Origin of the sequence: Segatella copri (assembly GCF_019249655.2) — a bacterium.
Lineage (GTDB): Bacteria > Bacteroidota > Bacteroidia > Bacteroidales > Bacteroidaceae > Prevotella.
In genome coordinates this window covers 1,874,759-1,888,612 of sequence record NZ_CP137557.1, presented here as the reverse complement: position 1 = coordinate 1,888,612, position 13,854 = coordinate 1,874,759, and the positions used below count along the sequence as shown (strand labels likewise).

Annotated in this window: 11 protein-coding genes; 3 read left to right on the top strand and 8 right to left on the bottom strand. The window is 48.1% G+C overall.

Annotated elements, in window-relative coordinates:
- Nucleotides 1-47: 47 nt before the first annotated feature.
- The 6 genes from KUA49_RS07315 to KUA49_RS07290 all read right to left on the bottom strand — a co-directional run bounded on the left by KUA49_RS07315 (nt 48) and on the right by KUA49_RS07290 (nt 6,137).
- A complete protein-coding gene (locus tag KUA49_RS07315; protein ID WP_218412211.1) occupies nt 48-866 on the bottom strand; it encodes a gliding motility protein GldB in 819 nt (272 codons plus the stop codon).
- A gap of 218 nt (nt 867-1,084) precedes the next feature.
- Entirely contained in the window at nt 1,085-2,332 is a 1,248-nt protein-coding gene (locus KUA49_RS07310; RefSeq protein WP_218412210.1) for a DUF4861 domain-containing protein, read from the bottom strand.
- 31 nt (nt 2,333-2,363) lie between these two features.
- Nucleotides 2,364-3,380 (bottom strand): glycosyltransferase family 2 protein, encoded by a 1,017-nt coding sequence (locus KUA49_RS07305; protein WP_218412209.1) that lies wholly within the window; start codon nt 3,378-3,380, stop codon nt 2,364-2,366.
- Nucleotides 3,381-3,384: 4 nt separating this feature from the next.
- Entirely contained in the window at nt 3,385-4,272 is an 888-nt protein-coding gene (locus tag KUA49_RS07300) for a TIGR01212 family radical SAM protein (RefSeq protein WP_218412208.1), read from the bottom strand.
- A 112-nt stretch (nt 4,273-4,384) separates the two neighbouring features.
- The gene (mtaB, locus tag KUA49_RS07295) at nt 4,385-5,779 is read right to left on the bottom strand and encodes a tRNA (N(6)-L-threonylcarbamoyladenosine(37)-C(2))-methylthiotransferase MtaB (RefSeq protein ID WP_218412207.1); all 1,395 of its coding nucleotides are present in this window, start codon (nt 5,777-5,779) and stop codon (nt 4,385-4,387) included.
- A 184-nt stretch (nt 5,780-5,963) separates the two neighbouring features.
- Nucleotides 5,964-6,137, bottom strand: coding sequence for a hypothetical protein (locus tag KUA49_RS07290; protein WP_203041021.1), 174 nt, complete (start codon nt 6,135-6,137; stop codon nt 5,964-5,966).
- 462 nt (nt 6,138-6,599) lie between these two features.
- On the opposite strand from KUA49_RS07290, the gene KUA49_RS07285 reads away from it, so the two are divergent.
- Nucleotides 6,600-7,772, top strand: coding sequence for an MFS transporter (locus KUA49_RS07285; protein ID WP_218412206.1), 1,173 nt, complete (start codon nt 6,600-6,602; stop codon nt 7,770-7,772).
- 130 nt (nt 7,773-7,902) lie between these two features.
- Here the strand turns inward: KUA49_RS07285 and KUA49_RS07280 are convergent, their stop codons facing one another.
- On the bottom strand, nt 7,903-10,437 hold the full coding sequence (locus KUA49_RS07280) for a prolyl oligopeptidase family serine peptidase (protein WP_256624791.1): 2,535 nt from the start codon (nt 10,435-10,437) through the stop codon (nt 7,903-7,905).
- Nucleotides 10,438-10,493: 56 nt separating this feature from the next.
- The gene (locus KUA49_RS07275; RefSeq protein ID WP_218412205.1) at nt 10,494-11,120 is read right to left on the bottom strand and encodes a phosphatase PAP2 family protein; all 627 of its coding nucleotides are present in this window, start codon (nt 11,118-11,120) and stop codon (nt 10,494-10,496) included.
- 249 nt (nt 11,121-11,369) lie between these two features.
- On the opposite strand from KUA49_RS07275, the gene KUA49_RS07270 reads away from it, so the two are divergent.
- Both KUA49_RS07270 and KUA49_RS07265 read left to right on the top strand, forming a co-directional pair.
- Entirely contained in the window at nt 11,370-12,554 is a 1,185-nt protein-coding gene (locus tag KUA49_RS07270) for a trans-sulfuration enzyme family protein (protein ID WP_218412204.1), read from the top strand.
- A 121-nt stretch (nt 12,555-12,675) separates the two neighbouring features.
- Nucleotides 12,676-13,848, top strand: a complete 1,173-nt coding sequence (locus KUA49_RS07265; protein ID WP_218412203.1) for a MalY/PatB family protein — start codon at nt 12,676-12,678, stop codon at nt 13,846-13,848.
- Nucleotides 13,849-13,854: the final 6 nt, after the last annotated feature.

Sequence of the window (13,854 nt, the reverse complement as noted above, 5' to 3'; positions counted from 1 at the left end):
TGGAATGCGTTGAAGCCCTTGCGCTTTCCTAAACTACGTGAAACGGACTAATCCTTGTGCAACGCCTCGATAGGCGAATAGTCTTCATCCTGAAGCAACTCCTTCACGGTAATCTTCGGATTACGCTTCACAAAAGCCTGGATAGTCTTCACATACTTGGTTTCGAACACATCCTTGCCCATCGCCTTGTTCACAGCCCACATAATCTTGCCCATGTGAAGGTCACGGTCCAACTGCGCACGGGTATCAAAGTTCTTCATCTGATAGTTGCTGAGCAGATAGAAGGTAAGACAATCGGGCACGATATACTGGCGCTGCATGGTGCTGCGCTGCTGGGTTGTATAGAACTTCTTGTAGAGCGGATAATCCGGGCCCATATACTTATCGAGCGAGATGCCCACGGAATGCTCACCCACCACAATGCTCTGGTCTAAGGCACCTATCTGGGCATAGAAATAAGGCTGAGGAAGTTCTGGAATCCAATCGTGCAAACGGCCGAACGCCTTCTTGAGCTGGTCGTTGATATCATCCATGTTGGCGTATTCCGCCTCTGCATCGGCTATCAGAGCCTGCAGGGTGGAATCCTGATAGAACATCAGGAAACGGTTGCTGATGTTGGCATCAGTAATGGTGCCCAACTGCAGCATCTTCTCAATCAGCGTACGGGTTTCTATCGGATAATCGGTGTTCATCTGCTGAAGGGCTGAAAAATCACCAGTAGTGAGGTATCTGCTCTGCAAGCGGTCGTAGCGCTGCACCGTGAGAGGTACAGCATCGGCTTCCTCATTCGGCTTGAACTTAAACTCGCAAGCCGAACAAAGCAGTATGATTGCTAATATGACAATATAATCAAATATCTTTTTCACGATAATTCACATTCTTCAAGTTACGACTGCAAAAATACTAAAAATTATTTAAATTACCAAGTTTTTTTGCTAAAAAATCAAACTCATCCGTGAAAAAAGATGGGTTTTACTCTAAATTCATTAACAAAAAAGCCAATAATGGGCAAATAAGACTTTCTTTTTGCTCATTATTGGCTATTTGCGCAATATTTCAATGATCGGATGCTGCAATAAGTCTATTATCGGATGCTGCAGGAAACAGCCACCTTGACAGGCTCTTCTATCTGCTTCTTCCAATCCTTCAACCACTGATACCACTCCTTCTCGCCCTTAAAACCATAGGTTTCGTTGGCACTGGTATAAGCAAGCTTATAGCTCAGCTTATTACCGGTAGGTTTCACCACCTGGGTATAGCAATCCTTGTTGGCTGGTTCCTGGCTAACCAATGCCGACTGTGGCACGTAGATTCCCAAGCCCACAGTCTCCAGCTTATGCTTGCCGTCATCCTTGCCCGTTGGCCAGTCGCTTCCGTAACAGCCACGCAATCCCTTGCCATCAGCAAACTCGCTGGAGCCCTTCACATTGATAAGACCTGTGGCAAACTGATAATCGGAAGCATCCTTGTTGAAGAACACATCTACATCAAAATCGCGATGACCGGCATAGATGGTGTAACGGATAGTGGCATTCACAGGCTTCAAACCTGGAGCTGGCACCCAACCATTATCCACCACTTCGACGATGGCACGGAGCGGACCTTCGGAGATAACCCGCTGCTCCTGATACTTCACATCGTTGAGATGCAGCTGATTCTTGCCATCCCACCCACGCAGAGCGCCCAATCCGTAGGTGTTGCCTACCCAAAGGCAGTCGTCGCCAGAACCAGCCTGCAGCTGTTCTTCGGATGGATAGAACTGGGTATCATAGACAACCAGTCCCTTGTTAATCTTGCCATAGAGGTCGATGGTCTGGCGATTGTCGAAATAGACACGCATGGCAACCAGTTCACTCTCGAAGCAGACGCCATGAGAATGCACGTAGTGATAGACATCCTTGGTCTTCTTGTCGAAAGAGATGCTGCGCAGATAGATGTCCTGCTTGTTCTTTGCCAACTTCTTGTTCTTGCTAGGCAAGCAAAGTTCGGCAAAGGTACGGGCCGGATACTGTACCTGTTCGCCCTCCTGATAGAGCTGCACCTGATAGGTCTTGGTTTCTTTCTTGCCGAGGTCAACCAGGAAACAGAGCTCATCGTTGGTGCAATCGCGATTGGTGTCGTCGAGCTGGGAAGGAATCTCCTTGCCATCCACCTTAACCACGGCACGCTGAATAGCGCCAATGGATCCTAACTTACTGAGGTCGATAACCACCGGAGCATCGGTCTTAGCCGATTTGGAAGGGTTGGATACCGACACTTCGAAATTCGCCTGAGCCTGGGCTGATAAGGTCATCAGCGATACCAGCGCCATCATCATTTGTTTCTTCATCATAGATTCTTATTTTAAGTTTGTTTATGTAATCTTACAACTTCGAGAAGATTTTCTTGCCCTTAGCGTAGTACTGCCAAAGGATGGAACAGTCGAAAACCTGAGGGATTTCGCCCGCTACTCTATTCGCCTGAATCTTCTTGCGGTCTTCATCGAAATCATGTTTCCATGTCTGGAAAGCCTTGCGGGCCTTGAAAATAGCCTTGAGGTCACCCATGTTGTGTTTCAGGATGAGCATCTCGAAAGCAGCCAGATAATCCAAGAACCACCTCACCCTCATAACATGTTTCAAATCACTATCACTCAGATTCTTATAAAGCATCGTTAAATTGTTTCTGAAATTCAGAAAGGTCTTCATCGGATTACTTTTCGGCAAGGTCCCACCACCCACATGATACACTTCGCTCTCGGGAATGCAATAGATTTTTCTACCCATCAGGCGCAATCGCCAACAGAGATCTATCTCCTCATTGTGGGCGAAGAAGCGACCATCCAAGCCGCCAGCCTCCCAATAATCCTTGGAACGGATCATCATGCAGGCACCTGTGGCCCAGAGCACTTCCTGCTGGTAATCATACTGTCCATTGTCACGCTCCACGGTATCGAAGATGCGGCCCCGACAGAACGGGTAACCATACTTATCGAGGAATCCACCACAAGCCCCGGCATATTCGAAACTATCCTTGTCGTATTCCGCCAGGAGCTTAGGCTGGCAAGCTGCCACCTGCGGATGGGAATCCATGAACTCAATGAGCGGAGTGAGCCAATGATGCGAAACCTCTACATCACTGTTCAGAAGCACATAATACTCGGCTTCTATCTCCTTCAATGCCCGATTGTAGCCCTCGGCAAAACCGAAGTTCTGCTCCAGGACGATGGTCTTGACATGAGGAAACTGGGTTTCCAAGAGGAGCATGGATTGGTCTGACGAACTGTTGTCCGCCACCCATATCTCGGCATCCTGCCGTGAATACTCCACGACATTAGGCAGATACTTGGCAAGCATCTGCTGCCCGTTCCAGTTTAATATTACGATTGCAACTTTTGCCATACTTTTATAATAAACTCTTTAATTTATTATTCAGGAGATTGGTAAACTCGTAGTTCTTGAGTCCCCATTTAGGTGCGATAAGCAGATCTTTTGGCGATTGACTGACGAATCGCTCCAGCACCAGGTCTTTGCGGAGCAGCCGGATATACTTTACGATGACATCTATGTATTCCTCCACCGTATAGACATGGAAGGGATGCTCTGCATATTCCTGTGCCAACCGGGTTCCCCTGATAATCTGCATCTGATGAATCTTCAAGATGTCGATAGGGAGGGATGAGATGATGGGAGCCTGCCTGAGGCTCTCTTCTGCGTCCTCGCCAGGCAAACCGATGATGATATGAGCTCCCGTCAGGATTCCCCTGGCATGGGTTCGCTCCACAGCATCACGGCAGCAGGCAAAGTCGTGACCGCGATTGATTCGCCTCAAGGTCTCATCGTTGGCGCTTTCTATACCATACTCCACGAGAACGAAGGTGCGCCGGTTCAACTCCTCCAGATAATCCAGCAGTTCATCGCTCATGCAGTCAGGGCGGGTTCCTATCACGATTCCCACCACATCCTCCACCTGCAATGCCTCCTCGTACATCTGCCTGAGGAGTTCCACCTTAGCATAGGTATTGGTGTAAGCCTGGAAGTAAGCCAGATACTTCATATCCGGATATTTTCTGCAGAAGAAGGCCTTTCCCTCCTCCAACTGCTCCGTTATCGACTTCTTCCGGTCGCAATAACTAGGGTTGAACGTCCGGTTGTCGCAATAAGTGCAACCACCGCTCGATATTCTCCCATCCCTATTCGGACAGGAGAACCCAGCGTCTATCGAAATCTTCTGAACGCGGAAATCAGGAAACTGCTTCCTGATCCATGTTCCAAAATCGTTGTACAATGACATTGAACTTTGAGCTTTGAACTTTAAACTTTGAGCTTTGAACTTTATGGTTAGCCTTGAATATTAGCTTTTAACTTGATAATCAGCCTTTGAGCTATAAACTATCAACTATAAACTATAAACCATCAACTATCTCCCCCTTCAACGCCGTCTTGTCGTGATTGAAATCACCCAGGCGAACCTTGATGAGCTGGTTGTCATATTCCTCCTTGGCAAGGGCTGATGAAAGTTCTACACGAACATAGTTCCTGGTGAAGCCATGCATCGCCTTGCCTCTTGGTGCTTTTTCAAAAAGAACTTCAGCTTCCGTACCGATATACTGGGCATAGAACTCCTGAGTCTTCTGGTCGCTCAACTCCAAAAGGCGCTTAGAGCGCAACTTCTTTTCCTTCTCCTCTACCACGTATGGAATCTTTAAGGCAGCAGTTCCAGGACGCTCGGAATATGGGAACACATGGAGCTGCGTAACAGGCAGACTCTTCAGGAACTCATAGCATTCCTCAAAGCACTCTGGGGTCTCGCCACGACAACCCACCATCACATCTACACCGATGAAGGCATCAGGCATCTTTTCCTTGATGAGGTTCACCTTGTGGGCGAAGAGCGCCTTGTCGTAACGACGGTGCATCAGCTTGAGCACCTCGTCGCTTCCACTCTGCAATGGGATGTGGAAGTGAGGCATGAAGGCACGGCTCTCTGCGCAATAGGCAATGAGATCGTCATCGCAAAGGTCTGGTTCCAGACTGGAGATACGATAACGCTTGATACCCTCCACCTGATCCATCGCCTTCACGAGGTCGAGGAATCGTTCGTGGGTGGTCTGACCGAAGTCACCGATGTTCACACCGGTAATCACGATTTCCTTACCACCCTCGGCTGCCGCCTGCTCACATTGAGCCACGAGCGACTCGATGCTTGGGTTACGGGAGTTGCCACGGGCGAAAGGAATGGTGCAATAGGTGCAATAGTAGTTGCAGCCATCCTGTACCTTCAGGAAATAGCGGGTGCGGTTACCACGGGAGCATGAAGGCTGGAAAGTCTTGATCTCCTTGGTCTTCACGCTGTGGTGCTGATGAAGTGCAGAATCTGTCTGCTCCAGATCCTCTCCGTTGGCAGATAGTCCGTTCTCTGCAGCAAACTTCTTAGCCCACGCATCGCTGAGATATTGAATCAAGTGTGCCTTCTCATTGGCTCCAAGCACCAGGTCAACGCCTTCAATCTTGCTCACATTCTCCGATTCCAACTGCGCATAGCAGCCGGTAACGATAACGAAGGCACCAGGGTTCTGGCGCACCATGCGATGGATGGCCTGACGGCACTTATGGTCGGCAACTTCGGTCACCGAACAGGTATTGATGAGACAAATGTCTGCTTTCTCCCCCTTCTGAGCAGTAATGACACCCATATCTTCGAGCATCTTGCCAAAAGTAGAAGTTTCCGAGAAGTTGAGTTTGCAGCCCAAAGTATAATAGGCAGCCTTTTTGCCTTGGAAGGCACTTGAATCTATCATATATTTATCTTTTTCTTTGTTTCTTTTAAGCTTTTGCCCTTTACCTTTCCCTTCGGCCGGTGACCGTTGGTTTAGGGCGCATTGTTGATTGCTTTTATACCCCAGGGGCTATAAAACGAAAAAGCCGCTAGACCGAAGTCCAGCGGTTGTTTCTCTCATTTTTTCGTTCGTAAGTAATTCTAAATTACTTAACTGAATCAGTAGCAGCTGAATCAGTAGCAGCTGAATCAACAGCAGCAGTTGTGTCTACCTGAGCTGTGTCAGAATCAGCAGAAGCTGTGTTCTGAGCTGTTTTGTTACCACATGATGCGAAAGAGATAGCTGCGATAGCTACGAACATAAAAACTAATTTCTTCATTTTCTTTGCTTTTTAAATCTGTAAAACAATCATTCGTTTATTAAAACTGATGCAAAGGTAAGCATTTTTTTGATACGGCGTACTTTTTTTTGTGTTTTTTTTTAGGGGTATTTTGTAACAAAATTACAAACTATTGATATACAGCCAATTACAAAGTGCTAACAAAGGTTAAAGTTTTCAATATGCTCGGGAACAGCCCAAAATTAACACTTTTCGGTGTTTTTTAGCGCAACAAAGGTGTGCGCCAACACCCCTGCCGAAGTGAGAGTAGATACATATAATAAGGTACGCGCGAGGAAAAGAGCAGAAACTTTTCTTCGGAAAGAGCAACTTTTTCATCGAAGAGAGATGATTTTTTCAAGAAGAGAGATGATTTTTCCAAGAAATCGAGCCCAAAAACTTTGCTAGCCGAGAACTTTTTAGTAACTTTGCCCTCAGAAACAGAATCATAAACAAACAAAGATGATACAGCTAAAAGAAAATCGGGGCATTCCCCGCAGCATTCTCCTGATGATGGCCATCATCGCAGGACTCACCGTAGCCAACTGCTACTACAATCAGCCGCTTCTCGAACTGATCCGTCATGATCTGGGCATTACCGAGCAAAGCGCCAACCTCATTACCGTGATTACCCAAATAGGTTACGCACTGGGACTGTTTTTTCTCATTCCTCTGGGTGACATGTTCTCACGCAAGAAGCTCATCCTTGCGAATATGACCATTGCAGCCGTGATGGCCATCGTGATGGCTGTAGCGCAAAACGTATGGATGCTCTGGGGAGCTTCGTTGCTGATTGGTGCCTGTTCCGTGATTCCGCAGTTCTTCATCCCGATAGCAGGACAGTTTTCTGAGCCCAAGAACAAGAGCAGGAATATGGGTATTGTACTCTCCGGACTGCTCACGGGTATTCTTGCCTCGCGAGTAATCAGCGGCTACATCGGCGAATGGCTGGGATGGCGGGAGATGTTTTTCATTGCCGCCCTCGTCATGATTGCCTGCATGGGCGTGATGCTATTGATGATGCCAGAGATGAAGCGCAACTATGTGGGTACCTACAGAGGACTGATGACCACCGTGGCAGAGATCTTCATCCTCCACCCTTCCATCCGCATCTACTCCATCCGTGCAGCCTTCGGTTTCGGCAGCATGATGGCAATATGGTCTTGCCTCGCCTTCCATCTTGCCCAACCTCCTTTCAAGGCAGGAAGCGACATGGTGGGAATGCTCGGACTTTGCGGAATCATGGGAGCCATGGCGGCAAGTGGCGTAGGAAAGCTGGTTCCTAAGTTCGGCATTCATAAATTCAGCCTGCTTGGAGCAGGCATGCAGATCATTGCCTGGGGAATAGCCTTGCTCTTCGGCGACACCTATGCAGGACTCATCGCAGCCATCATTTTGGTTGATATAGGTCTGCAATGTCAGCAGCTCAGCAACCAGAGCGGTTGTCTGCAGGAGATTCCACAGGCATCCAACCGTGCCAATACCATCTTCATGACAACCTATTTCATTGGCGGTTCACTCGGTACTTTCTGTGCCGGATACGTATGGACCCGCGCCAACTGGCTAGGAGTCTGCATCGTGGGCATTACCTTTGCGTTCATTTCCTTAGCCATTACACTAAGTAACAAGAAATAAGAATATTGAAAAGAGATTATACTTGCAACAAGCAAGAACACAAAAAGAGATTATATTCCCCACAAAGCAGGAATATAATCTCTTTTGTTTTATAAAGACTGAAGCCAGCTTTTCGCTAGCCAGGCGTCAACTACATTTTTTCCTCACCATACATTTCCTTCCACCAGCTGCCATCATCCTGCAGCCACTTGGCGAACCAGGCAAAGATGGTATCCTGCCACTTGAGGCGCTTCTCATAATCGATGATGTGATGGTCCTGACCATCTACCAATACCATCGCCGTAGGACGACCGAGGAGTTTCAATGCCGTATAGAGCTGAATACTCTCGCCCACAGGCACATTGTTATCGGCAGTTCCGTGAACAAAAAGCAATGGTGTATGAATCTTATCTGCATTATAAAGCGGACTCTGATCTACGAAGAGATGCTTGTTGGTCCAAGGATACTCGTTAGCCATGGAAACCTCGCTGTAACTGTAGCCCCAATAACCTTCACCCCAATAGCTGGTGTGGTCGCTGATGCCGGCATGAGAGATGGCAGCAGCAAAGAGATTGGTCTTGGTCTGAAGATACTGCGTCATGAAACCACCATAGCTGGCACCGATGCAACCTATCTTCTTTCTGTTCACAAAACTATGCTCATCGCAGAAAGCCTGGGTGCTGGAGATAATATCCTCAGCCACACCCTCGCCCGCAGTATCCACATGACGGGCAGAGAACTTCTGACCGAAACCAGTAGCTCCGCTCGGATTCACTACCAGCACCACATAACCCATCGCAGCATATACATGATGAGGATAGCGGCTCTGGAACATTCGGGTAGTAGGACTACATCCGCCATAGTAATTCACTACCATCGGATACTTCTTGGAAGCATCGAAATGAGGTGGCAGATAGTAACGGCAGCAAAGCGTGTCGCCACGAGAGTTCACGAAATTCCAAGCCTTGCACTCGCCCAACTCGATATTCTTCAACAAACGGGCACTGAGATCATCAACAAGCTGAGACTTCTGCGCCTTCAGATTCATCTTGTAGAGTCGGTCGGCATTGGATACGCTCTGTCCGGAGAACGCCATTTCCGTAGCAGATGATGCAACAGAGAAGCTCTTGATGTTCTCCTCTGGAGTCTTGAACAATGTAAACTTGCCTGATTTCGGATTGAGCTGGAAGAGATGCATGCAATCCTTATCTTCTGCCGTGAAGTAGATGTTGCCATCTGCCTTACTCCAATCCACACTCTGCACGTTCGGATTGAAATCCTTGGTCAGCGGACGAACCTTCTTATCCGCAAGAGTCATCAGATAGAGCTGGGTATCAATCATACTTGGTGTCTGTCCCTCCTCTACATTCTTTCCGATACCACCGAATGCCTCAGGCGAACCCGTAACGAGAATGCTCTTACCATCTGGCGAGAACTGGGCGCCATTCAGAAACTCCCCCTTCTCTATCAAAGTCTCCACACTCATATCATTGAGATTAAGACGATAGTAGGAATTAAGAGTGGTAGGACGCTTGGTAAGGCGTTCTTCACTCTTGCCGATGAGCAGATAGCGGGAATCTGCAGAAATATCGCTGAGATAGACGTTGTGATAGCCGAAAGTGAGCGGCTGGAGAACACCCGACGCCAAATCAAACTTGGCAAGATAGCTACGGCTTCGCCATCCTGGTTGACGGTCATCAGGCTCCTTCACATCATACACCTGCGCATCTTTCTTTCTGCCCTCGGTATAAAGAGTGTAGATAAGCGTCTTCTCATCGGGAGTAAACTGGAACCATCCGTCTGGAATATTGGCAGCCAACACTTCGCGATCCATATTGAGCGGATTGATGGTGATGAGCTGCAGCTCGCCATCTGCCTTGCCTTCGCCGGCAATAGAGCTGTCGCTCGCCTTCTGGGTAAAGTACATCTTGTTGGTACGAGGCATCCATCTTACGCCCTCTTCGAAAGAAGCTACCACCTTGTTGGTCTGACTGTTTCGCAATTCGTTGATGCTATGATTCTTGCCCTGTCTATCTACCCAAGTCTTGCGCACTATCATAAACTTGCCGTTTGGCGACATCTGAACACTTGCATAGTTAGGCATGCAGATCACATCGTATATATTGAATGCGCGCTTGGTGCTGGCAGCAGATTCTCCTACGCTGAGCTGCTTGCCATCGGCTGCGGAAATGCTGATCTTGAAATCCTTGTCAGATGATTCAGTGAGGTACTTGATCACCACTGTATGACTAGATGGCATCAAGGTAGTTTCTGCCTTGCCACCATTCACGGTCACCTGCTCTCCATCAACGAAGAGGCGATATTGCTTCAAACCCTTCACCTCGATGGTAACCTTGGTACGGCTGATATTTGATACGGTGAAAGAAGCCAGGTGAATTGCATTCTGCTTGCTATCCGCCAGAAGCTGGGATGCAGCCACCTCTTTTCCATTATTCAATAAAGTAAACGAAAGTGGAGAGTCAAGCACACCCTCCATCGAAAATTTCTCCCCCTTCACATTTACGCTATCCGCCATCCAAGGGGTAGCCACAGGATAAGGGCCGGCATGCTTCAGCTTCTGCACTTCGATGGTCTCGGCATTCGCAGAAAGCGACAAGCCGAGCGAAGCACAGAGAGCAGCGCTAAAAGTAAGAGCCTTGAGGCTCAAGGTTGTTGTTTTCATCATGATTTTATGTGTATCTTTTATCTGTTCGATTCAATTTTTTCCTCTTTCAAAAAGCATTATAGTTTGATGGCAAATTCGATGCCTGTAGGAGCAACCGAGAGACTGAGGTTATCGTTCACCCCATTCTCCTTTTCCAACTCCCCATCCATTTCCTTTGCTTTCTTCTTTTTCTTTCCCAGAATCCAGTCACCCAGCAGATAGCCAGCCTCAGCAGAAGCCACACCAATGGCGGCACCAGCCACAACATCACCCCAGTGATGGCGATTTCGTCTTACTCTATCCACCGCCACGGTAGTAGCCACAGCATAACCTGCCACACCAATCCAAGGCGACACCTTGCGGTATTCATGCATCAGGACCGTGGCTCCAGAAAAGGCGACAGAGGTATGCCCCGAAGGAAACGAATGATTGTCCGTTCCATCTGGACGTTTCTCATGGATAGTATGCTTCAGTGAATATGTCACGGCAGCATTCACACCAAATGCCAGTACCTGGGCACCGATTCTTCGCTGCCAAGTACTTTCAGCCTCCACTCCACACGCCTTCAATCCAAAGACGGCAATGGTAGGAACAAAGCGAAGAACATCATCAATGCCGTCGCCATGATAACGCTTGTCCTGGGAGTAAACTGGAAGTACCATCAGCATACTCAAAGCTATTATAATCAACTTTTTTTTCTTCATGGGTACAAAGGTACTGCAAAAAATAGAATTTCCTGCTACTTCATCCCCAGAAAAGAAAGAAAACCTACCAATATTATATCTTTTTAAACAAAATATCTAACATTTATATAGGAAAACTAGAGTTTTTTTTGTAATTTTGCAGTCAAAATAGATAGAAGCGAGAAACAACCCAAAAGATTGTTCAACACACTCTTCGATTGCTTGATGCAAGAGATTAGTAAATACACATTATTATATATATAGGATAAAATGAAGAAACAGACCCAAGCCATTCATTTGGAATATGAGCGCCGCGATGCCTACGATTCGCTGAGCGTGCCAGTATATAACACCCTCGCCTACGAGTTTGACAATGCTGCCATCATGTCGGAGGCATTTACAGACAAAATCAAGGCTCCTGATTACTCGCGAGTAGAAAACCCTACGGTTACCAATCTGGAACGCCGTGTGGCTGCATTGACAGATGCCGCTCACGCCACTGCGTTCAACTCAGGCATGGCTGCCATCAGCAATACCCTCATGTCGCTAGCGGCACAAGGCAAGAACATCGTCACCTCGAAGCATCTCTTCGGTAATACCTATGCGCTGCTCGTGGCTACCCTGCGCCGTTTTGGCGTAAAGGTCCGCCTACGCGATTTAACCAATATCGAGGCTGTGCGTGAGGCTATCGACGACGACACCTGTTGCGTATTCCTTGAAATTCTGACCAACCCACAGTTGGAGGTTGCCGATTTGAAGGCTATTTCAGAAGTGGCTCACGAGAAGAATGTGCCTTTGGTGGTAGATTCTACCGTGATTCCTTTCACCCAATTTTCAGCAAAGAGCTTGGGCGTGGATATCGAGGTGGTTTCCAGTTCCAAGTATGTAAGCGGTGGTGCTACTTCACTCGGCGGTCTGGTCATCGACTACGGAACCCCTTACAATGGCGACTTCGCCAAGCGCCTCTATGGTGAGATGCTCTTCAACTTCGGTGCCTACATGACACCACAGGTAGCCTATATGCAGACCATCGGACTCGAAACGCTCGATGCCCGCTATCGTGTACAGAGCAGCAACGCCCTGGAACTCGCCAAAAAGTTGCGCACTCTGCCACAAATTCAATATGTGAACTATGTAGGTTTGGAAGATAATCCTTATCACGAGTTGGCACAGCACCAGTTTGGCAAAACAGCAGGAGCCATGATCTGCATCGACTTGGAAAGCAAGGAGGCATGCTTCAACTTCCTCAACAATCTGAAGCTCATCCATCGTGCCACCAACCTCTTCGACAACCGTTCTCTTGCCATCCACCCGGCAAGCACCATCTTCGGTGCATTCTCTGAGAACATGCGTAGATCAATGGATGTTAAGGACACGACCATCCGACTGAGCATAGGTCTGGAAGATGTAGACGACCTCTTCGAAGACATCAAGCAGGCGGTTGAAAGTTTATAGTTTATAGTTGAAAGTTGATAGTCTTCTTTTAGTTGATAGTTAATAGTTTACAGTTAACAGGTCAGAGAAAAAGGCTAATCATAAAGTTCAATGTTCAAAGCTCAAAGTTCAAAGTAAAAACATGTACGATTTCGATAAGATAATAGACCGTTCGGGCAGCGACGACCTCAAACATGGTGCCCTGCTGCCTCGCTGGGGACGCGACGACCTGCTGCCACTTTGGGTAGCCGATATGGATTTCGAGACCCCATCATTCATCACCGATGCCCTCAAGGCACGATTGGAACATTCGCTCTTCGGCTACACCATGGAGCCAGCCGATTATCTGCCTAGCATCATCGACTGGGTGCATGACCACCACCAGTGGGATGTGAAGCGAGAGTGGATCCGCTTCATTCCAGGTATAGTAAAAGGTATCGGACTCGTGGTGAATGTCTTCACCCGTCCTGATGAGAAAGTCATCATCCAGCCACCCGTTTATCATCCATTCCGCCTCACTCCAGAGGGCAACGGAAGAGAGGTGGTCTTCAATCCGCTGAAAATGAAGGAGGATGGATATTACGAGATGGACTTCGAAAACCTGGAGAAAGTTTGCGATGAAAAGTGCAAGATACTCATTCTTTGCAACCCTCATAATCCGGGCGGAATCACCTGGAGCAAGGAGACTCTTCTGCAACTCGCCGACTTCTGCTACGAGCACCATCTGCTCGTTATCAGCGATGAGATTCATGCCGACATGGCTCTCTTCGGGCACAAGCACATCCCATTCGCTTCGGTTTCTGACAAGGCTAGAGACATCAGCATCACCTTCCAGGCACCATCCAAAACCTTCAACATCGCAGGTATCGTGAGCAGTTACGCCATTGTTCCCAACGAACAGATTCGCAGGAAGTTCTATACATGGTTGTCTGCCAACGAATTAGACGAACCTACCCTGTTTGCTCCCATCGCCACCATTGCCGCCTTCCGCAAGGGAGAAGAATGGCGAAAGGCAATGCTTGCCTACATAGAGGACAACATCCGATTCGTAGAGGATTACTGCCGAGAGCATATCCCTGGCATCCGTCCGCTGCGCCCACAGGCTTCCTTCCTCATATGGCTCAACTGCCGTGACCTGAAGCTTTCACACGATGCCCTCCTCGACCTCTTCATCGACAAGGCACACCTGGCACTGAACGATGGCGAAATGTTTGGTCCTGGCGGCGAAGGCTCCATGCGACTGAATGTGGCAACACCAAGAAGCATCCTCCAGCAAGCCCTGAAGCAATTGGAAGATGCAGTTAAGAAACTATAGAAAGTT

Bases quoted from the DNA above. Each gene is read 5' to 3' on its own strand.
- KUA49_RS07265 (WP_218412203.1), top strand. From the start codon at position 12,676: ATGTACGATTTCGATAAGATAATAGACCGTTCGGGCAGCGACGACCTC.
- KUA49_RS07290 (WP_203041021.1), bottom strand. From the start codon at position 6,137: ATGAAGAAATTAGTTTTTATGTTCGTAGCTATCGCAGCTATCTCTTTC.
- KUA49_RS07285 (WP_218412206.1), top strand. From the start codon at position 6,600: ATGATACAGCTAAAAGAAAATCGGGGCATTCCCCGCAGCATTCTCCTG.
- KUA49_RS07305 (WP_218412209.1), bottom strand. From the start codon at position 3,380: ATGGCAAAAGTTGCAATCGTAATATTAAACTGGAACGGGCAGCAGATG.
- KUA49_RS07300 (WP_218412208.1), bottom strand. From the start codon at position 4,272: ATGTCATTGTACAACGATTTTGGAACATGGATCAGGAAGCAGTTTCCT.
- KUA49_RS07275 (WP_218412205.1), bottom strand. From the start codon at position 11,120: ATGAAGAAAAAAAAGTTGATTATAATAGCTTTGAGTATGCTGATGGTA.
- KUA49_RS07270 (WP_218412204.1), top strand. From the start codon at position 11,370: ATGAAGAAACAGACCCAAGCCATTCATTTGGAATATGAGCGCCGCGAT.
- mtaB (WP_218412207.1), bottom strand. From the start codon at position 5,779: ATGATAGATTCAAGTGCCTTCCAAGGCAAAAAGGCTGCCTATTATACT.
- KUA49_RS07310 (WP_218412210.1), bottom strand. From the start codon at position 2,332: ATGATGAAGAAACAAATGATGATGGCGCTGGTATCGCTGATGACCTTA.
- KUA49_RS07280 (WP_256624791.1), bottom strand. From the start codon at position 10,437: ATGATGAAAACAACAACCTTGAGCCTCAAGGCTCTTACTTTTAGCGCT.